Annotated in this window: 18 protein-coding genes and 2 pseudogenes; 6 read left to right on the top strand and 14 right to left on the bottom strand. The window is 64.5% G+C overall.

Features of this window, described 5'->3' with window-relative positions; genetic code table 11:
- Position 1 precedes the first annotated feature (1 nt).
- On the bottom strand, positions 2-337 hold the full coding sequence (locus tag ACTIEZ_RS13165; RefSeq protein ID WP_439547141.1) for a rhodanese-like domain-containing protein: 336 nt from the start codon (positions 335-337) through the stop codon (positions 2-4).
- A gap of 101 nt (positions 338-438) precedes the next feature.
- Here ACTIEZ_RS13165 and ACTIEZ_RS13160 point away from each other — a divergent pair, with 101 nt between their 5' ends.
- Genes ACTIEZ_RS13160 through ACTIEZ_RS13145 form a run of 4 tightly spaced genes read left to right on the top strand, consistent with a single transcriptional unit; the run spans position 439 to position 3,403 of the window.
- A complete protein-coding gene (locus tag ACTIEZ_RS13160) occupies positions 439-1,746 on the top strand; it encodes an NAD(P)/FAD-dependent oxidoreductase (protein ID WP_439547140.1) in 1,308 nt (435 codons plus the stop codon).
- A complete protein-coding gene (locus ACTIEZ_RS13155) occupies positions 1,743-1,943 on the top strand; it encodes a YgaP family membrane protein (RefSeq protein ID WP_439547139.1) in 201 nt (66 codons plus the stop codon). Before ACTIEZ_RS13160 ends, ACTIEZ_RS13155 begins: the two co-directional genes overlap by 4 nt.
- Positions 1,943-3,190 (top strand): TolC family protein, encoded by a 1,248-nt coding sequence (locus tag ACTIEZ_RS13150; RefSeq protein ID WP_439547138.1) that lies wholly within the window; start codon positions 1,943-1,945, stop codon positions 3,188-3,190. Before ACTIEZ_RS13155 ends, ACTIEZ_RS13150 begins: the two co-directional genes overlap by 1 nt.
- Positions 3,191-3,211: 21 nt before the next feature.
- The gene (locus tag ACTIEZ_RS13145; protein ID WP_439547137.1) at positions 3,212-3,403 is read left to right on the top strand and encodes a YgaP family membrane protein; all 192 of its coding nucleotides are present in this window, start codon (positions 3,212-3,214) and stop codon (positions 3,401-3,403) included.
- Here ACTIEZ_RS13145 and ACTIEZ_RS13140 read toward each other — a convergent pair.
- The 3 genes from ACTIEZ_RS13140 to ACTIEZ_RS13130 form a co-directional block, all read right to left on the bottom strand.
- Positions 3,400-4,368, bottom strand: coding sequence for a beta-carotene 15,15'-dioxygenase, Brp/Blh family (locus tag ACTIEZ_RS13140; RefSeq protein ID WP_439547136.1), 969 nt, complete (start codon positions 4,366-4,368; stop codon positions 3,400-3,402). The genes ACTIEZ_RS13145 and ACTIEZ_RS13140 overlap by 4 nt on opposite strands.
- Before the next feature lie 44 nt (positions 4,369-4,412).
- Positions 4,413-5,195 (bottom strand): bacteriorhodopsin-like, encoded by a 783-nt coding sequence (locus ACTIEZ_RS13135; RefSeq protein ID WP_439547135.1) that lies wholly within the window; start codon positions 5,193-5,195, stop codon positions 4,413-4,415.
- 232 nt (positions 5,196-5,427) lie between these two features.
- Complete coding sequence (locus ACTIEZ_RS13130) at positions 5,428-5,904, bottom strand: methyltransferase family protein (protein ID WP_439547134.1); 477 nt, start codon at positions 5,902-5,904, stop codon at positions 5,428-5,430.
- Positions 5,905-6,499: 595 nt separating this feature from the next.
- Between ACTIEZ_RS13130 and ACTIEZ_RS13125 the strand changes: the two genes are divergently transcribed.
- Positions 6,500-6,721, top strand: a complete 222-nt coding sequence (locus tag ACTIEZ_RS13125; RefSeq protein ID WP_439547133.1) for a hypothetical protein — start codon at positions 6,500-6,502, stop codon at positions 6,719-6,721.
- Positions 6,722-6,805: 84 nt separating this feature from the next.
- Here ACTIEZ_RS13125 and ACTIEZ_RS13120 read toward each other — a convergent pair whose 3' ends face one another.
- From ACTIEZ_RS13120 to ACTIEZ_RS13095, 6 genes are all read right to left on the bottom strand, one after another.
- Positions 6,806-7,306, bottom strand: coding sequence for an RNA pyrophosphohydrolase (locus tag ACTIEZ_RS13120; protein WP_439547132.1), 501 nt, complete (start codon positions 7,304-7,306; stop codon positions 6,806-6,808).
- Positions 7,303-8,244 carry an alpha/beta hydrolase gene (locus ACTIEZ_RS13115; RefSeq protein WP_439547131.1) on the bottom strand — a complete coding sequence of 314 codons (942 nt, stop codon included), beginning with the start codon at positions 8,242-8,244 and terminating at the stop codon, positions 7,303-7,305. Before ACTIEZ_RS13115 ends, ACTIEZ_RS13120 begins: the two co-directional genes overlap by 4 nt.
- Positions 8,245-8,334: 90 nt before the next feature.
- A complete protein-coding gene (locus ACTIEZ_RS13110; protein ID WP_439547130.1) occupies positions 8,335-8,943 on the bottom strand; it encodes an ABC-type transport auxiliary lipoprotein family protein in 609 nt (202 codons plus the stop codon).
- On the bottom strand, positions 8,940-9,899 hold the full coding sequence (locus ACTIEZ_RS13105; protein ID WP_439547129.1) for an MlaD family protein: 960 nt from the start codon (positions 9,897-9,899) through the stop codon (positions 8,940-8,942). The genes ACTIEZ_RS13110 and ACTIEZ_RS13105 overlap by 4 nt, the downstream gene beginning before the upstream one ends.
- Positions 9,899-10,711 (bottom strand): ABC transporter ATP-binding protein, encoded by an 813-nt coding sequence (locus ACTIEZ_RS13100; protein ID WP_439547128.1) that lies wholly within the window; start codon positions 10,709-10,711, stop codon positions 9,899-9,901. Before ACTIEZ_RS13100 ends, ACTIEZ_RS13105 begins: the two co-directional genes overlap by 1 nt.
- Positions 10,711-11,841 carry an ABC transporter permease gene (locus ACTIEZ_RS13095; protein ID WP_439547127.1) on the bottom strand — a complete coding sequence of 377 codons (1,131 nt, stop codon included), beginning with the start codon at positions 11,839-11,841 and terminating at the stop codon, positions 10,711-10,713. The genes ACTIEZ_RS13100 and ACTIEZ_RS13095 overlap by 1 nt, the downstream gene beginning before the upstream one ends.
- A 23-nt stretch (positions 11,842-11,864) precedes the next feature.
- Between ACTIEZ_RS13095 and ACTIEZ_RS13090 the strand changes: the two genes are divergently transcribed.
- Positions 11,865-12,620 carry an HAD family hydrolase gene (locus ACTIEZ_RS13090; RefSeq protein WP_439547126.1) on the top strand — a complete coding sequence of 252 codons (756 nt, stop codon included), beginning with the start codon at positions 11,865-11,867 and terminating at the stop codon, positions 12,618-12,620.
- Between the two features lie 51 nt (positions 12,621-12,671).
- Here the strand turns inward: ACTIEZ_RS13090 and ACTIEZ_RS13085 are convergent.
- The 4 genes and pseudogenes from ACTIEZ_RS13085 to acnA form a co-directional block, all read right to left on the bottom strand.
- A pseudogene (locus ACTIEZ_RS13085) lies at positions 12,672-12,764 on the bottom strand (PEPxxWA-CTERM sorting domain-containing protein); the annotation flags it as partial.
- 495 nt (positions 12,765-13,259) lie between these two features.
- Positions 13,260-13,745, bottom strand: a pseudogene (locus ACTIEZ_RS13080) (trypsin-like serine peptidase); the annotation flags it as partial.
- 322 nt (positions 13,746-14,067) lie between these two features.
- Positions 14,068-14,295, bottom strand: a complete 228-nt coding sequence (locus tag ACTIEZ_RS13075) for a CBU_0592 family membrane protein (RefSeq protein WP_439547165.1) — start codon at positions 14,293-14,295, stop codon at positions 14,068-14,070.
- Positions 14,296-14,315: 20 nt separating this feature from the next.
- The gene (acnA, locus tag ACTIEZ_RS13070) at positions 14,316-16,997 is read right to left on the bottom strand and encodes an aconitate hydratase AcnA (RefSeq protein ID WP_439547125.1); all 2,682 of its coding nucleotides are present in this window, start codon (positions 16,995-16,997) and stop codon (positions 14,316-14,318) included.
- Positions 16,998-17,042 lie beyond the last annotated feature (45 nt).

Below are 17,042 nucleotides of genomic sequence, written 5' to 3'. Positions count from 1 at the left end.
TTCAGCGGGTGGTCGGCAGGCCGGCGGCCTTCCAGGCACCCAGGCCGCCGGCCAGATGGGTATCTGCCGAAGCTTCGACTGCTGCACAGCGATCGAGCGCCATGCCCGAACGCTTGCCGCCCGCGCATTGCAGCACGGTCACGCGGCCAGGCGCGTGCGGCAGCGCCGCCGCATCAAAGCTGGACAGCGGCACATTGACAGCGCCGGCGATATGCTCGGCGGCAAATTCATTGGGTTCGCGCACGTCCACCAGCGTGACGGTGCCGGCCGCCAGCATGGCCTGCAGCTCTTGCGGGGTCACTTCGCTATGCCCTGCCTTCTTGCCAAATCCGAACATGGTCACCTCCTGGTTGCGATTGTCGATGTAGATTTCTTGCTTGCGTATATCGTGTAAAGCTTATATTCGTCAAGCGTCATATCGGCAATCAGGAGCTGCCGATGCTTTTGGAAGGACATGAGATGGCCGTGCCGAAGATCATCGTGCTGGGCGCCGGACTGGGCGGCACCATCGCTGCCTACGAATTGCGGGCAAAGTTGAAAAAACGTGCTGAAATCATGGTATTGGCGGAGTCGGAAGACTATTGGTTCGTGCCGTCAAACCCCTGGGTCGCCGTGCGCTGGCGCGAACCCGAAGCCATCCGCGTTCACTTGCCGCCGATCTTCGCCGATCACGGCATCGGCTTTTCCGCGGTGGGTGCCAAGCGGGTCCACCCGTCCGAAAAGCGCATCGACCTCAATGACGGCAACAGCATCAATTATGATTATCTTGTAATCGCGACCGGTCCCGACCATGCCTATGACGAAATCCCCGGCTTCGGCCCCGATGGCCATACCGTGTCCGTCTGCCAGACTCACCACGCAGCGGCCGCAGCCGACAAGTTCGATGCCTTCGTGCTCAACCCCGGCCCGATCATCATCGGCGCGGCGCAGGGCGCCTCCTGCTATGGCCCGGCCTATGAATTCGCGATGATCCTCGACACGGAATTGCGCCGCCGCAAGATCCGTGATCGCGTGCCGATGACCTTCGTCACCGCCGAGCCCTATGTCGGCCATCTCGGCCTTGATGGCGTGGGCGATACCAAGGGCATTCTCGAAAGCGAGATGCGCAATCGTCATATCAAATGGATCACCAGCGCCCGCGTCACCAGTGTGGAGGCCGGCCTGATGCATGTCGATGAAATCGCCGAAGGTGGTGCGGTCACCAGGTCCCACGATCTGCCGTTCAACTATGCCATGCTGCTGCCGGCCTTCCGCGGCGTGCCGGCCATCTACGGGATCGAAGGGCTGACCAATCCGCGCGGCTTCGTGATTGTGGACAAGCATCAGCGCAACCCGACCTTCCCGGATGTCTTTGCGCTGGGCGTGTGTGTCGCCATTCCGCCCACCGGCCCGACCCCCGTGCCGGTCGGCGTGCCGAAAACCGGTTTCATGATCGAAAGCATGGCCACGGCCATCACCATGAACCTGGATGCGATCATCGCCGGGCGCGAACCCACCGCCGAAGCAAGCTGGAACGCCATCTGCCTCGCTGATTTCGGCGATGATGGTGTCTGCTTCATCGCCCAGCCGCAAATCCCGCCGCGCAATGTCAATTGGGCGGCGCAGGGCAAATGGGTGCATCTCGCCAAGATCGGCTTTGAAAAATATTTCCTGCGCAAGATCCGCAAGGGCGAAAGCGAGCCCTTCTACGAACGCCTCGCGCTCGAACTGATCGGTGTCCACAAGTTGAAGGAGGTCCGCAAATGACCCTTGATCGTGCCGTGCTGGCCTTTGCCGGCTTCGTCGTGCTGCTCGGCGTTGGCCTGTCGCTGCTGTTCAGCCCGTGGTGGCTGGCGCTCACTGCGTTTGCCGGGTTCAACATGATCCAATCGGCGTTCACCGGCTTTTGCCCGGCGGCCATCCTGTTTCGCAAGCTGGGCATCGCCCCCGGCCCGGCCTTCTGATGCGCCGGACTGGCCTTGCATTGCTCGCCGCGCTGCTGGCGGCGCCGGCCAGCGCGATCACGCTGGACGATGCGATCGCCCTGGCGCTGGCGCATGATCCGTCGATTGCCGTTGCCGATGCGGCCCGCGATGCTGCCGGCGGCCGGGTGACCCAGGCGCGCGCGGCTGGCTTGCCCAGTGTCGGCGTGCGCGGTTCAGTGGGCTATGGCCGGCTCGATCCGCAGGGATTTTTCGGCCTGGGCGGCGCCAATGTCACGCCGTTCAGCGCGCAGGCCAGTATCGAACAACCGATCTTCACCGGCGGCCGCGTGGCTGCGGCTACCGCCGGTGCCCGCGCCGGTTTGAGCGCCGCCGAGGCCGGCCGCAGCGGCGCCCGTGCCGAACTGGCCGCCAATGTGGCCGCAGCCTATGGCCATGTGCTGGCCACCACCGCGATGGTCGGCAGTTGGCGGCGCCTGCTCGATCAGACCAGCGAAATCGCCCGCCAGGCGCAGGCGCGGTTCAAGGCCGGCGAGGCGCCGAGTACCGATGTTGCCCAGGCCAGCGCGCGTCTGGCCGAAGCCCGCGGTGGGTTGGCGGCGGCGCAAGGTGCCGTCTCGGCAGCCCGCGCCCGCTATCGCAGCCTGGTGGGTGCCGAACCTGTCGATCTGGCGCCGCTGCCGCCCGGCCCGGCCGCGCCGGCGACCTTGGATGAGGCGATCACCCTGGCAGCGCGCAACAGTCCGGCCATTGCCGGCGCCGAAGCCGCGCTCCAAGCCGCCCGTGCCGCCGCGCGCGGCGCCAGCGCCGATCGCCTGCCCACCGTGGGCGCCTTTGCCGAAGCCGGCAGGGTGCGCGATCAATTCTTCCCCGATTATCGCGCCAATGCCGCCACCGTGGGCGTGCGCGCCGCCTGGCAACTTTACAGCGGCGGGCGCGTGGCGGGCCGCATCACCGAAACCGATGCCGACACCCGCGCCGCCGAAGCGCGCCTGCGCGCAGCCCGGGCCCAGGTCGAGGAACAGGTGATCACCCTGTTCGAAGGCCTGCGCACCGCCGGGCTGGTCGCTGCCGCCGCGGCCGAACAGGCCAGCGCCAGCGAACAGGCCCGCGCCAGCGTGGCCCATGAAGTGCGCGTCGGCCTCAAGCCGCAACTCGCCCTGCTCGATGCCGAACGCGAAGCCATCGCGGCGGCCGCCCGCGCGGCGGCGGCGTCGGCCGAACGCCTTACGACTGCCTACCGCCTTGCCGCCGCGCTCGGCGGCTGAACAAGTTCAACCAGGAGACCAATGATGTTCAGATCCAATGTCGGCCGCGTGGATCGCACCTTACGCATCGCGCTGGGCCTCGGCCTGCTCGCCCTCGTCTTCACCGGGCCGCAGACTCCGCTTGGCTGGTTCGGCCTGGTGCCGTTGTTCACCGGCCTGTTCGGCACCTGCCCGCTCTACAGCCTGATCGGCTGGAACAGCGGCAAGGCCTAACCTCGTTCGGCACCGGGCACCTGTGGCGCGGCGCGCCTTGCGATCAAGCACTGCAGCCACGGCACCAGCATATGCGGCGCCGTCAGCACTGACAGCGTGATGAAGCTGACGGCAAACGCCCGGTCCGGCAGGGTCATGCCCGCCCGCATCGCATAGATCGCGCCAGCCACGGCCAACCCGCCCAGGCTGATTGGCCACACCACGCTTCGCCATTGCCGGAAACCGTGGAGGCCCAGCGCACCGGCATGGGCACGAAATTGCAGGGGTGAGTGAACCAGCGCGAAGAACAGCGCAAAACCGGCAACCGGGGGCAAAACCAGCATTGCGCAAAGGCTGCATGTGGCAGCCACGGCCAGATCCGCCCGACCTGCTGCCCACAACAGCCTGATCGCCACCAGCGCGACCAGCAGCATGGCGGGTGCCACCATCAGCAGCAGATCGGCCAGAACCGCCGCGCCGGCATCATCGGTCAAGGTGATGAACAAGCCGCGCAGATCGCCGCTGTGCGCGATGGCCGGGGCCGCAACAATGGCAGCCGCCAGGCCAGCGGCAAGGAAGCGGGACTCGCAGGCCATCCAATCCTCGGCAAAGTGCCCGATTGCCATCAGCAGGAAGGCCGCGAGCGCCAGGCCGGGCGCCATTTGCCAGACCAGATACATGGCGGCAGCGCAGCCAAGGTACAGCAGCACCAGAAGCAGAACCGGCCCGACACCGCAGCCTTGACGCGTGGACTGCCTGAGCAAGGCCAGATCAAAGCTGCCATGCGGCAGACCGGCCAGCAACAGCAGGACCGACGTGGCAGCCATGACCGGCGGGGTCCTGCTGTCGAGACCGGCGATTTGCAGAAGGATCGCACCCGCCGTGATCATGATCAGGGCGGTGCTTTGCCAGGCGCCGCCACGGGCTGTTCTCCGGCTGATGATCAATGTCGCCATCTGGTGAAACCGAAACGAGAAAAGGGCCATGCCGGCCGGCGGGACGTCTTGCCCCGCCGGCCGGCATGATGGCTTCAGCCTGCTATGGCTGCTGGCTTGCCCGGCTCGCCATATTCCGCCGCCGATTTGCGCACGGCGATCAGATACACCAGGATGCCCACGCCCACCTTGGCCACCAGATCGGCAATGGTGTAACCGATCTGCACGCCGGTCTCGACAGTGCCGCCTGCCAGGCTGGTGTAGGGGATCATGTAGACGATCGGGTAGAAGCCCCAGGAAGCGAAGGTCAGCAGGCGCGCCTGCTTGATCAACCCGCGTGCGCTTTCCGGTTGGCGCTCGATCGCCGATCCCAGGCCCTTGAACAGGGCCCAGACGATGTAGAGGAACGGGATCGCCGACAGGGTTCCCCAAATGGCACGGGTGGTGTTGTCATCCGCGATCTCGCCCGGATAGCCCAGGATGATCATCAGCGCCGCAGCCGTGCCCAGCTTGAGCGAGGTCGATACAGTTTCGGCCTGGGCCAGCCGCATCACCAGCACCAGTTCGATCAGCAGCAGCGGCACGGTCAGTAGCCAATCGACATAACGATAGGCATCGTTGAAGGCGAAGCCGGTCGCGGCGATCACACCATCGGTGACCGAATAGGCCTGCGTCCAACTCTCGAAGATGCGGAAATAATGATAGGCGGCAATGGCCGTGACCAGCCCGGTGATGGTCAGTGCGGTCTTGTATGCGGGGCCGACCTGGGATCGGCCGAACCAGAAAAACAGGGTGGCTGCGGCCATTGCCGCAAACGTGAATGAAAATGCGTTGTAGATCAGCAGATATTGATCTGCCGTGATGAGTTGCGGATCCATTTGGATCTCCTGCCTGCGGGCCTGCGAAATAGCCGTCCGCAACATGACTGCTGAGCAGTCACTACCTGTTATAACGCTGGCTTTGCAAAGTTCCTTTTGCTCAGTGTCGCATGGGCCGCCGCATGCACCCGTCGTCTGGTTGCAATGTGGCTGCCGTCACAGCGGCCACCTTGTCCATTGGCTGATCCTCACCTGCGAAGGCGAATGCCGCCAGTTTGCCAGGCAATTCGTTCTAGAACCAGCGCCGCACCCGCGCTCGGTAGGCCGTGTATTCGTCGCCGAACAGGCCGCGCAGATATCGCTCCTCCCGCGCGATCACCAGCCGATCGACAACCAGGATCACCAGCGGAAACAGCATGATGATACCAAGGCTGCGCAGGCCGATGCCTGCCGCCAGCAGCAGCAGCGCCATGCCGAGATACATGGGGTTGCGCGTGATGCGATAGATACCATCAGTCGCAAGACTTCGCGTCGGCTTCCACGGCTCAGCGGGCGTGTCGGCAGCGCGAAACCGCCCAATCGCGGCAATCGCGCAGGCGATGCCAAGCCCGGCAAGCCCCGCAGCTGCCGCCCCGGTCATCATGGTCTGGTCAAATGGCCGCGGCAGGTTCAACAGCCAGTCAGCCAAAAGCCCCAGCCCCAAGCCTGTCGCATAAATCGCCGGGGGCGGCGCGATCACCCCGGCCGTGGTCACATCATCGCTTGCCATCAACGCCTCCCGCAGCAGGGCCAGACCGCAAACCCGCAAGGATGCTTTGGCAGTTGGTCCACTGCCCCGCAATCGCCTTCCCGGATTCGAAGCCTTCACTCCAGGCGGCGCTGCCTCTCCATTCCGATCGACGCGATTGGTCGCGCCGCGTGCAGCACCACTTGCCGGCAGCATCTGCTTGCCCTGGCGCCGAGGCGGCCGTCTGTCCGGACCAGGCCGCTCAGGGCGCAACCGACGGCGATGGGCGCCTGATTGATCCCCGCCATAGTGCGAACCCTTATGCAGTTTGCAAGATGGTGCGGCGTTCGACGGTCAGCTTGTTCAACCAAGGGAGCCAGCGGAGCTTCTCAGGTAGACGATAACGGACAGCCTCGTCGCTGAACCCCGACTGCACTGGTTGATTGAGGTAGATAGACACGCTGAGGCTGCGATTGGACACCTGCATCATGTTGTCTACTTTCAGGCACTCAAATCGCCTCGTGGAACGGCTGAAACTGGGGCGCGAAGCCGGCGGAACGCCATTTGCGTGTGAATATCTGCTTCGCCGGATCAGCGTCCTGAAAGCCGCAACACTGCTTCCCACCCAATTCCAGACATGGCCATCTTGCCAGCGGTCCCGGCGCGCAAGGCGGATGCCGGCCTGTCCTACATGGGCAAGACCTGTCATCGTGCTGTTGTTCGCCGGTCTGGCGCGGCGCGAATGCGGGAAATTGAAACTGCCAGTGAAAACAAGGCTGATTCCGGTCGAATTCGTCCATTCTGTCAAAACTGCGGACGCGTGTTTCAAGAATTGCCGGATGTGGTCGGGCTGGGGTGAGGATGTTTGTTCTTTGAAACTGCGAGCGTAAACGTGGCATTACAGGCGCCTGAACAGACGGGGGGCAGGGGCGCGACTCCGTGCCTATGGCAGGTAAGGCCGCAACACCGCGATGATATCCGCATAAAGTTCCCGCTTGAACGGCGCGGCCAGGTCGATCAGCGTGTCCACCCCGCTCCAACGCCAGGCGCGGAATTCGGGGTGGGCGGTGGCAATGTTCACGTCCGCATCCGTGCCCAGAAAGCGCAGGGCATACCATTTCTGGCGCTGGCCGGCGAATTGGCCTTTCCAGATCTTGCCGATCAGTTCGTCGGGCAGGTCGTAATAATGCCACTCCGGCGTCTCGCCGAGCAGCATCGTCAGTGCCGGATCGATGCCGGTTTCTTCCCACAGTTCGCGCAGCGCGGTGGCATAAGGGTCTTCGCCGGGGTCGATGCCGCCCTGCGGCATCTGCCAGGCCTCCACCATCTGATCCAGGCGCTGGCCAGTGAAGATCAGGCCGTCGGCATTCACCAGCAGCACGCCCACGCATGGCCGATAGGGCAGGCCGGAGGGGTGTTCGCGTGGGAGTGCGGATGGGGTCATGGGCGGAGCAGGGCTTTCAGATCGGCGATGCAGTCGATCAGATCATCATGGGCGCTGGGGATGCCCTGGCGCAGCGTGAAGCAGCCATGGATCTGACCGGCGGCTTCGCGGAACGTCGTGCGCACGCCGGCCTGGATCAATTTGGCGGCATAGGCGCGGCCCTGGTCGCGCAGCGGATCGAGGCCGCAGGTGAAGACAAGCGTTGGCGGCAGCCCGGCCAGTGTTTCGGCGTGCAGCGGGCTGGCCCAGGGGTGCGTGCGCTTGTCGTCGGCGCCGGTCATGTAATGATCGTGGAACCAGGCCATCGAATCGGCGGTGAGCAGATAGCCGTCGGCGAATTCCGCCATGGAGCCTTCGGTGGCGGTCATGTCGGTGGCCGGGTAGATCAGCCATTGCGCCAGGATCGGCACATCGAGCGTGCCGGCCAGTTCGCGGCTGACGGCCGCCGCCAGATTGCCGCCCGCGCTGTCACCGGCCAGGATCAGCCCGGTGATGGCATGGCCGATCTCGGGCGGGGAATCGTCCAGCCAGTGCGCGGTGGCGATGCAATCTTCGGTGGCGGACGGGAAGGTGGCTTCTGGCGCCAGCCGGTAGTCGACCGACACCACGGTCATATCCAACTGCCGGGCGATTTCGGCGCACAAGGGATCATGGGTGTCGAGATCGCCGATCACCCAGCCACCGCCATGAAAATAGACCAGCACCGGCCCGGCGCTGTTGCCGGTGGCCGGGCGGTACAGCCGCGCCGGGATCGGATCTTCGCCGGGAATGGTGAGATGTTCGATCACCGCCAGTTCGCCGCGCGGGCGTTCCAGCATCTGGGTCATGCCCAGCATCATCATGCGGCCTTCGGCCGGCGAAATCTGGCTGAGCTGCGGGCCGGGCTGCGCGGCCAGCATGTCGAGCAGCATCTGCACATCGGGACGGACGAACGGCATGTTATGGGCTCCCCTCATGATTATGCCCTGTTGTAGGGCGGTGGGGGCGGCCGGCAACCGGTGATTTTGTGTGGGCTTGGCCTTTCGCGCCTATCCTTTCACCCAGGCCGCCACGTCTGCGGCCAGTCGGTTGCTGGCCCGCGACAGCGCTGCTGCCACGGCGGCCGGCTGCTGGCTGGCTACCGGTTCTTCGGCGACGAAGCTTTTCAGCGCCACCGTGCCGGCGCTGCGCGGGCCGGCGAGCTGCGCATCATAGCGCACGCGCACCATCGGGGTACCGCGCACATCCAGGCCGAATTCGCGCAGGCGCCCGGTGAGTGCGCGCGCCGGGGCGACACTGCCGCCGCGCGAATCAAGCACAGGGATGCCGGCTGCCGCCAGGCGATCGCTGAGCAGCCGCTGAAACTGCCGGTTCGGCTGTTCGGACCAGCTTGCACCGGCCAGATATTGCACGCTGGCGCCGTCGATTTGTACCGGCAGGCGCAGCGTCTGCAGTTCGGCCGGCACGTCGGGGACAGCAACCGCCAGCGTGTCGGCCAGCGCGGTGGGGCCCTGCCATTCCGGCGGTGGCACATCGCTGCGCAACACCAGCAGTGCCGCTGGTGCCGGTGCGTTGCCGCCAACCTGCACCAGCGGGCCGCACGCCGCCACACCAAGTGCCAGCAGTACAATCAGCGGCGGTTTCGGGCGTCTGATCATTGCGGGTCACCTTTGGGCGGCTGATATTCGGGCAAGGCGCGGCCGCCCACCAGGGCGCCGGCCGGGTCTTCATCCAGCTTGGCGGCGACCGCGCCCAGCCGACTGCTGGTTTCGCGCAGTTCGCGGATCAGCTGTGTCACCTCTGGCAAGGTCTGGCTGGACAGCGTGTCCATCGCCGGTTGCGCACTGGTGGCGATGGCATCGACGCGCGCCAGCGTCGCCTTGGTGCTGGCCGCAGCGCTGCGCAGATCGGCGGCGAGTGGGCGAATGTCGGTATCGACCAGGCTCTGGCCCGATGCTGCCAGCGCTTCGACGCGTTGCAGTGTGGCGGTGGCGGCGGCCATGGTGGTGCGCGCTTCGGTGAGGGCGGCGGCCAGATCAGGCGCGCTCTTCGCCAGCGCTGCCGTGGTCACATCCAGATTTTTCAGCACACCGTTCAGCGCAGCGCGATTTTCATCGCGCAGCACGTCGTTCAGGCTGTCGGTCAACTTGGCGACATTGGCGACGATTTCGGGCGCGGTGTTCAACAATTCGCCCAGGCCGCCGCCGCGTGCCGGGATCACCGGGGCTCCATAGCGGCCAATCTCGGTGATCCGCTCCCCACCCTGCATCACGCCGCGCAACTGAATTTGCGACACACCGGTGAAGCCGACGCCTTCGACGGCAGCCGTGGTGCCCTTCAGCACCGGCAATTCCTTGTCCACCTCAATGCGCACCCGCACCAGTTGCGGCGATTCCAGCGGGATGCGGATTTCGGTTATCTTGCCGACCGGTACGCCGTTGAAGGCCACCGGCGACCCGACCGCGAGCCCGTTGACCGCCTGCTTGAAGAAAATGTCGAATTTCTGCACGTCGCCGCCAGTGTAGCGCGACAGCCACACCACCATCACGAAGATGCCGATCACCATGGCCAGCGCGATGCCCCCGACGATCACATAATTGCTGCGCTTTTCCATCAGGCTGCACTCGCTTTGATTGGCGCGGTACCGGCAGCACGGCCGCGAGCGCCGGCGAAATAATCCTGCACCCAGGGATGATCATAGGCACGCAATTGTTCGACGGTGCCGCACGCCAGCACCCGGCCGTCGCCGAGCACTGCCACCCGATCGCAGATGGCCATCAATGTGTCGAGATCATGGGTGATCAGAAACAAAGTCAGCCCCAGTGTTTCCTTCAGCACCTTGATCAGATCATCGAAGCCTGCCGCCGAAATCGGATCAAGCCCGGCCGTTGGCTCGTCCAGGAACAGCAACGGCGGATCAAGCGCCAGCGCGCGGGCGAGGCCGGCCCGCTTCTTCATGCCGCCCGACAGTTCGGACGGGAATTTCGGCCCGGCGTCCGCCAGCAATCCGACCAGCCGGAGCCGCGCCGCCGCCAGTCCGGCCAGCACCGGATCGGGCAGATCGAGATATTCGCGCATCGGCATTTCGATATTTTCCGCCACGGTCAGCCCGGAAAACAGTGCACCTTCCTGGAACAACACGCCCCATTTGCGGCGCAGCGCACGTTGGGCGGCGGGATCGGGATCGAGGGCATCCTGCCCGAACACCGCAATGGTGCCAGCCCGCGACGGCTGCAGGCCGATGATGGCGCGCATCAGCACCGATTTGCCGCTGCCCGAACCGCCGACCACGCCCATGATCTCGCCGCGCGCCACATCCAGATCCAGGCCGTCGTGGATCAATTTGTCACCAAAACCCGTGACCAGCCCACGGATGCGCAGCGCGACATCGGCATCGTCGGGCAAGGTGGGGGACAAATCGGCCATCAATTATAGCCCAGGAAGCTGAAGAAAAATGCGAACAGCGCATCGAACACGATGACCACGAAGATCGATTCAACGACCGCCTGCGTGGTGCTGCTGCCCACGGACTCGGCATTGCCGGTGACGTTGAAACCGTGGAAACAACCCATCAGCGCAATGATGAAGCCGAACACTGGCGCCTTGACCATGCCGATGACGAAATCGGACATCAAAGTCACCTCTTGCAGGCGCTGCACATAGGCGCCGGGCGGCAGATCAAGTTCTGCCCAGGCGAACAGCCCGCCGGCAATCAGCGCACAGATGACGCCATAAAAGGCAAGACCAAGCAGCATCAGCGAACAGGCGATCACCCGCGGGATTACCAGCACTTCGATGGGATCAAGGCCGATGGTGCGCAGCGCGTCGATTTCCTGGTTCAGCTTCATCGATCCGATCTGTGCGGCAAACGCCGATCCCGAACGCCCGGCCACCATGATCGCGGTGAGCAGGATGCCGAGTTCGCGGGTGGTCGACCGCCCGATCAGGTTCACCGTGAAGATTTCGGCCCCGAACTGCCGCAACTGCACGGCGCCCTGCTGCGCCACCACCAGCCCGACCAGAAACAGCAACAGGCCGACAATGCCCAGCGCGCTCACCCCGACGGCTTCGGCCTGGTGGATCACGGCGTGCACCCGCAGCCGGCGCCGGCCGATCAGCGTCAGGCCCAGCACCACCAGCACCTGGCCCAGAAAACCGACAAACGAAGTGATGTTGGCGCCTTGCCCGGCCACAGCGCGACCGATCCGGTCCAGCCAGGCGATGAACGGGCTGGTGTGATCGCGGCGCAGCACGCGCAGTGGCCGCACGGTGAGTGCGCCGACCAATTGTGCCACATCGGGCGCTGCGCCCTCCAGCCGGGCCGGCACGCCGGCTTCGGTCCAGCGCTGGACCAGGCCGTTGATGGCCCAGGCGCCGGCCGTATCGATACCGGTCACGCCGTTCAGATCAACGGCGAGGCCAGTGCCGGCGGGTTTGCGCGCGGTGAGCGCATCATCCAGTTCGACGATGGCATCCAGCGTCAGCCGGCCCGACAGCGCAACGCGCGCGTCTGCCGCGTCGGGGGGGGACCAGATGACATCCCAAAGCTTATCCATGACCATCGCGCGCAAACTGGGCTATGCGGGGGCAAATGCCAAGTGTCGCGATACCCCCCCATGCAAACAGTCCTTGTACTGAAGTTGCTGTCTATGATCTGGATCGGACCTTGACCGATACCGGCAGTTGGGTGCCGTTCCTGTGGTTCTGGCTGCGCCGCTATGCGCCGTGGCGTGTGTTGCTGCTGCCGATGGTGGGGCTGGGCGGGCTGACCTATGCCGCTGGCTGGCTGTCACGCGGCGCGATGAAGGCCTGGTCGCACCGCTGGTTGATCGGTCCGCGGGTGTCGGCGGCGCGATTGGCGGCAGTGGCGGATGATTTTGCCGAACAGTTCGTGGCGGTGCACGCGATGGCACCGGCGCGTATGGCCATTGCCGAAGATGCGCTGGCCGGGCGGCGGGTGGTGATCGCATCGGCCAGCTATGGTTTCTATGTCCGCGCCATTGCGGCCCGCTTGGGGGTGATGGACGTGATCGCCACCGGAGCGGCGCGGGATGGCGAATGGGTACTGGCCCGGCTGGACGGCGACAACAATTATGGCCCGGCCAAGCGTGACGGGCTGGCAGCATGGCTGGCGCGCGAAGGATTGGCAGGCGCAGTGGTGCATTTCACCAGCGACCACCATAGCGATCTGCCGTGTTTCGAACTGGCGCTGGCCAGCGGCGGCAGGGTGCTGTGCGCCAATCCGTCCGGCAAGCTGGCAGCGATCGCGGTGGCGCGTGGCTGGCCGGTGGCCGTGTGGGGGCGGATTCGCGGCAGCTTGCTGGAGCGGGCATGAAAAAGGGGAGGAACCTGCGTTCCTCCCCCCGTTTCATGCAAGGATGTTCGTTCAGGCGGCGACAGCGCGGCGGCGGCGCAGCGTGGCGCCGATCAAACCGAAGCCAGCGATCAGCATGGCCCAGCTTGCCGGTTCCGGCACGGCGGTCGATTCGGCGATGAAATCCTGGTGGATATACACCGGCACATAGCCCGAATATTCGCCCCAGCTGGTATTCAAAAAATTGTCGACATCACCAAAGTTGGTACCGAAGGTCAGGCCATAGCTGTTGATCGACGCCAGAGCACCATTGACGAAGCCCGGGCCGCCCGAGTCGCCACCAGCAATGCCGACTTCGCGGGCACCAAGCCCGGTGTCTGCAAAATTGTTAGTACCGATCGGGCCGAGGCCAAGCGCGTTGGCAACGCGACGCGATTTGTCCTGAGCGGCCAAGCCATTGTCGAAGTCGCTGACATAGCTGTGGGTGATGTCGGCAGTTCCGAAGAAATGCTCGGTTCCGCCCTCATAAATGAAATCGGTGAAGAAGCCTTGGAACAGGCTGTTGCCGAAAGCATAATCGAACCGATTGTCGCCTTCGCGCAGATAGCCGGTACGGGCCCCAGCAGGCGCCGTAGTGCCGGAGGCGCCACCGACCGTGGAACGCGCGCCATAGCCGGCGACGTTGAACACGGCACCGGTCAGGCTGGACGGCAGGTGCAGATCATAACGTTCGAATTCCATCGGCGCTGATGCATGCAAGCGCAAAATGGCGATGTCGTTCTGATCGATGACCTCGCCGGTGTAGCCCGAATTGATGAAATGTTCCTGCACAACCATCGTGTGGCTGGCACCCGGTGCCACGGTCCGCTGATCGGGATTGCCATTGAAGAAGTGAACGGTGGTGCGGTTTGAATTCAGCAGGCCATCGGTGCCTGCAACGCAGTGCGCGGCCGTGGCAATGTGGCGGCCGCCGGCCAACAGGCTGCCGGAGCAGATGAAATTGCCAGCGTTGGTTTCCATGATCAGCGCGACGACGCCGCTCTTGTTGCTGGTCGGCTTGTAGATCGGATCACCGCCGCCGATGGTGTTGCTGGGCGCCAGCACATCGGATGTCGGCGTCTGGCCGATGATCTTGCTGGTGGCCATCCAGCTCAGGCCGCCCCTGCTGCCGCTCTGGGTGCGGACGAGTGACGGCGCGCTGGGCGCGTTGAACGAACTCGCTTGCTGGCCGGCAACTTCAAAGACTTCGATGGCGGTTGCCGGTGCCGCACCGACCACAGCCGCGACAGCGGCGAGTACAAAACCCTTCTGCATCACATTCACCCCTCAAAGTTGGTTGCTGCCCCATGCTTCAACCGAATGTTACCGCATTATGACTAACGGAAGATTGATCTAGCAATACTACGGTAGTTTGCAACGAGGGAAATATGCCTAGAATATGCGGCTCAATCGCGACTTTCGGTGCGGCTCAGACCCGCCGGCCGCGCCACAAGGTGAAGGCGGCAATGCCGCACCAGATGATGTTGAGCACCATCGACGGGATGGCGCCATGCCAGGCGGTGTTGATCACGAAACCGGCGGCGCCGATCAGGTTCAGCCACTGGAACAGTGGCGAGCGGCCATCGAGGCGGCCGCTGCTGGTCAGCGCATAGGCCGCCAGCACCAGGACCGCCCCGATCCAGCCCGCCGTTTCAATGCTGAACGTCTGCAGATCGATCAGGCAGCAAGCTTTCGCAGCACATAGGGCAGGATGCCGCCGGCATAATAATATTCCAGCTCCTGCTCGGTATCGATGCGGCACAGCACCTGGAAATCTCCGCCAGTGCCATCGGGGCGGGTGAAGTTCACGTTGAGCATCTGGCGCGGTTTCAGATCGGACAGGCCGGTGAGCTCGAACGTCTCCTCGCCGGTCAGGCCAACCGATTTGCGATCCGTGCCGGCCGCGAATTCAAGTGCCAGCACGCCCATGCCCACGAGGTTGGAGCGGTGGATGCGCTCGAAGCTTTCGGCGATGACCGCACGCACGCCCAGCAGGGTGGTGCCCTTGGCCGCCCAGTCGCGGCTGGAGCCGGTGCCATATTCCTTGCCAGCGATCACCACCAGCGGCGTGCCGTCGGCCTTGTAGGCCATGGCAGCATCATAGATGTCGAGTTGGGCATTGGTCGGCACATGGCGGGTGACGCCGCCTTCGACGCCGGGCACCATTTCGTTGCGGATGCGGATGTTGGCGAAGGTGCCGCGCATCATCACTTCATGGTTGCCGCGGCGCGCGCCATAGGAGTTGAACTCGGCGGTCGCAACCTGACGCTCGTTCAGATAGCGGCCCGCCGGGCTGGCCTGCTTGATGCTGCCGGCCGGGCTGATGTGATCGGTGGTGATCGAATCGCCGAACATCGCCAATGCACGCGCGCCGATGATGTCGGCCACCGGGGCCGGCGTCATCGTCATGCCGTCGAAATAGGGCGGGTTCTGCACATAGGTGGACGACGGGTTCCAGCGATAGGTGGCGCCGCCTTCGACCTGGACGGCCTGCCAGCGTTCATCGCCATCGAACACATTGGCATAGCGCGCGGCAAACATTTCCGGCGTCACATTGGCCATTACCATGCCGGCGACTTCGGCGTTGGTCGGCCAGATATCCTTGAGGTACACCGGGCCATCGGTGCCTTCGCCGATCGGTTCGACGGTCAGGTCGCGGCGCATGGTGCCAGCCAGCGCATAGGCGACAACCAAGGGCGGGGAGGCGAGATAATTGGCCTTCACATCCGGCGACACACGGCCTTCGAAGTTGCGATTGCCCGACAATACCGAGCAGGCAACCAGATCATTGGCATTGATGGCTTCCGAAATCGGTTCTGGCAGCGGGCCGGAATTGCCGATGCAGGTGGTGCAGCCATAGCCGACCAGGTTGAAGCCGAGCGCATCCATGTCGGCGCTGAGGCCGGACTTGTCGAAATAATCGGTGACCACCTTGGAACCGGGGGCGAAGCTGGTCTTCACCCAGGGCTGGTTCTTCAGGCCGAGCGCGCGCGCCTTGCGGGCGACAAGGCCGGCGGCCACGAGCACGCTGGGGTTGGAGGTGTTGGTGCAGCTGGTGATGGCGGCCAGCACGACATCGCCGTGGCCGATATCATAATTGGCGCCGGCCACCGGCACACGCTGCGCCATCTTGTCGGCCTTGCCATAGCTGCCGGCCAGTTCGCGTTCGAAGGCGGGGTGCGCATCCGACAGCAGCACCTTGTCCTGCGGGCGGCGCGGGCCGGCGAGGCTGGGCATCACGCTGGAGAGATCCAGCTCCAGGCTGTCGGTAAACACCGGATCGGGGGTGTCGGCATCGCGCCACAGGCCCTGCGCCTTGGAGTAGGCTTCGACCAGCGCGACATTTTCCGGGGTGCGGCCCGACAGCACCAGATAATCGATCGTCTTGGTATCGACCGGGAAGAAGCCGCAGGTGGCACCATATTCCGGCGCCATATTGGCTAGCGTCGCCCGGTCCGCCAGGGTGAGCGCATCGAGGCCGGGGCCATAATATTCCACGAACCGCCCGACCACGCCCTTCTTGCGCAGCATCTGCGTCGCGGTGAGCACCAGATCGGTGGCAGTGACGCCTTCGGCCAGATTGCCGACCAGCTTGAAGCCCACCACTTCGGGGATCAGCATCGACACTGGCTGGCCGAGCATCGCGGCCTCAGCCTCGATCCCGCCGACACCCCAACCGAGCACGCCGAGGCCGTTGATCATCGTCGTGTGGCTGTCCGTGCCCACGCACGTGTCAGGATAGGCGATCTTGACGCCGGACGGGTCTTCGGACGACCAAACGGTCTGCGCCAGATATTCCAGGTTCACCTGGTGGCAGATGCCGGTACCCGGCGGCACGACGCGGAAATTCTTGAGGGCACTGCTGCCCCAGCGCAGGAATTCATAACGTTCGAGGTTACGGGCATATTCCAGCGCCATATTGTCTTCGAAGGCCTGCGGATTGCCGAACTCATCGACCATCACGCTGTGATCGATGACCAGATCGACGGGCACCAGCGGGTTGATCTTCACCGGATCGCCGCCAAGCTTGGTGATGGCATCGCGCATCGCGGCCAGATCGACCACGCAGGGCACGCCGGTGAAATCCTGCATCAGCACCCTGGCCGGGCGATAGTTGATTTCATGGTTGGACGTGCGTGGTCCCTGCCAATCGACGATGGCCTGCACGTCCGCCACCTTCACGGTGCTGCCGTCTTCGAAGCGCAGCAGATTTTCGAGCAGCACCTTCATCGAATAGGGCAGGCGGGACACGTCACCGAGCTGCGCGGCGGCGGCCTCCAGACTGTAATAGGCGTAATCCTGGCCAGCGACGTTCAGCGTGCGGCGGGTGTGGAGGCTGTCGAGCCCGATGGCGGTCATGGCGCCTTCTCCTATGGGTGATTTTTTGACAATATGCCGCATCGG

This window comes from Sandarakinorhabdus sp., from assembly GCF_051860625.1.
GTDB lineage: Bacteria > Pseudomonadota > Alphaproteobacteria > Sphingomonadales > Sphingomonadaceae > Sandarakinorhabdus.
The sequence above is the reverse complement of the archived record's forward strand: the minus strand, read 5'-3'. Positions and strand labels throughout refer to the sequence as shown.

Bases quoted from the DNA above. Each gene is read 5' to 3' on its own strand.
- ACTIEZ_RS13165 (WP_439547141.1), bottom strand. From the start codon at position 337: ATGTTCGGATTTGGCAAGAAGGCAGGGCATAGCGAAGTGACCCCGCAA.
- ACTIEZ_RS13160 (WP_439547140.1), top strand. From the start codon at position 439: ATGCTTTTGGAAGGACATGAGATGGCCGTGCCGAAGATCATCGTGCTG.
- ACTIEZ_RS13155 (WP_439547139.1), top strand. From the start codon at position 1,743: ATGACCCTTGATCGTGCCGTGCTGGCCTTTGCCGGCTTCGTCGTGCTG.
- ACTIEZ_RS13150 (WP_439547138.1), top strand. From the start codon at position 1,943: ATGCGCCGGACTGGCCTTGCATTGCTCGCCGCGCTGCTGGCGGCGCCG.
- ACTIEZ_RS13145 (WP_439547137.1), top strand. From the start codon at position 3,212: ATGATGTTCAGATCCAATGTCGGCCGCGTGGATCGCACCTTACGCATC.
- ACTIEZ_RS13140 (WP_439547136.1), bottom strand. From the start codon at position 4,368: ATGGCCCTTTTCTCGTTTCGGTTTCACCAGATGGCGACATTGATCATC.
- ACTIEZ_RS13135 (WP_439547135.1), bottom strand. From the start codon at position 5,195: ATGGATCCGCAACTCATCACGGCAGATCAATATCTGCTGATCTACAAC.
- ACTIEZ_RS13130 (WP_439547134.1), bottom strand. From the start codon at position 5,904: ATGGCAAGCGATGATGTGACCACGGCCGGGGTGATCGCGCCGCCCCCG.
- ACTIEZ_RS13125 (WP_439547133.1), top strand. From the start codon at position 6,500: ATGGCCATCTTGCCAGCGGTCCCGGCGCGCAAGGCGGATGCCGGCCTG.
- ACTIEZ_RS13120 (WP_439547132.1), bottom strand. From the start codon at position 7,306: ATGACCCCATCCGCACTCCCACGCGAACACCCCTCCGGCCTGCCCTAT.
- ACTIEZ_RS13115 (WP_439547131.1), bottom strand. From the start codon at position 8,244: ATGCCGTTCGTCCGTCCCGATGTGCAGATGCTGCTCGACATGCTGGCC.
- ACTIEZ_RS13110 (WP_439547130.1), bottom strand. From the start codon at position 8,943: ATGATCAGACGCCCGAAACCGCCGCTGATTGTACTGCTGGCACTTGGT.
- ACTIEZ_RS13105 (WP_439547129.1), bottom strand. From the start codon at position 9,899: ATGGAAAAGCGCAGCAATTATGTGATCGTCGGGGGCATCGCGCTGGCC.
- ACTIEZ_RS13100 (WP_439547128.1), bottom strand. From the start codon at position 10,711: ATGGCCGATTTGTCCCCCACCTTGCCCGACGATGCCGATGTCGCGCTG.
- ACTIEZ_RS13095 (WP_439547127.1), bottom strand. From the start codon at position 11,841: ATGGATAAGCTTTGGGATGTCATCTGGTCCCCCCCCGACGCGGCAGAC.
- ACTIEZ_RS13090 (WP_439547126.1), top strand. From the start codon at position 11,865: ATGCGGGGGCAAATGCCAAGTGTCGCGATACCCCCCCATGCAAACAGT.
- acnA (WP_439547125.1), bottom strand. From the start codon at position 16,997: ATGACCGCCATCGGGCTCGACAGCCTCCACACCCGCCGCACGCTGAAC.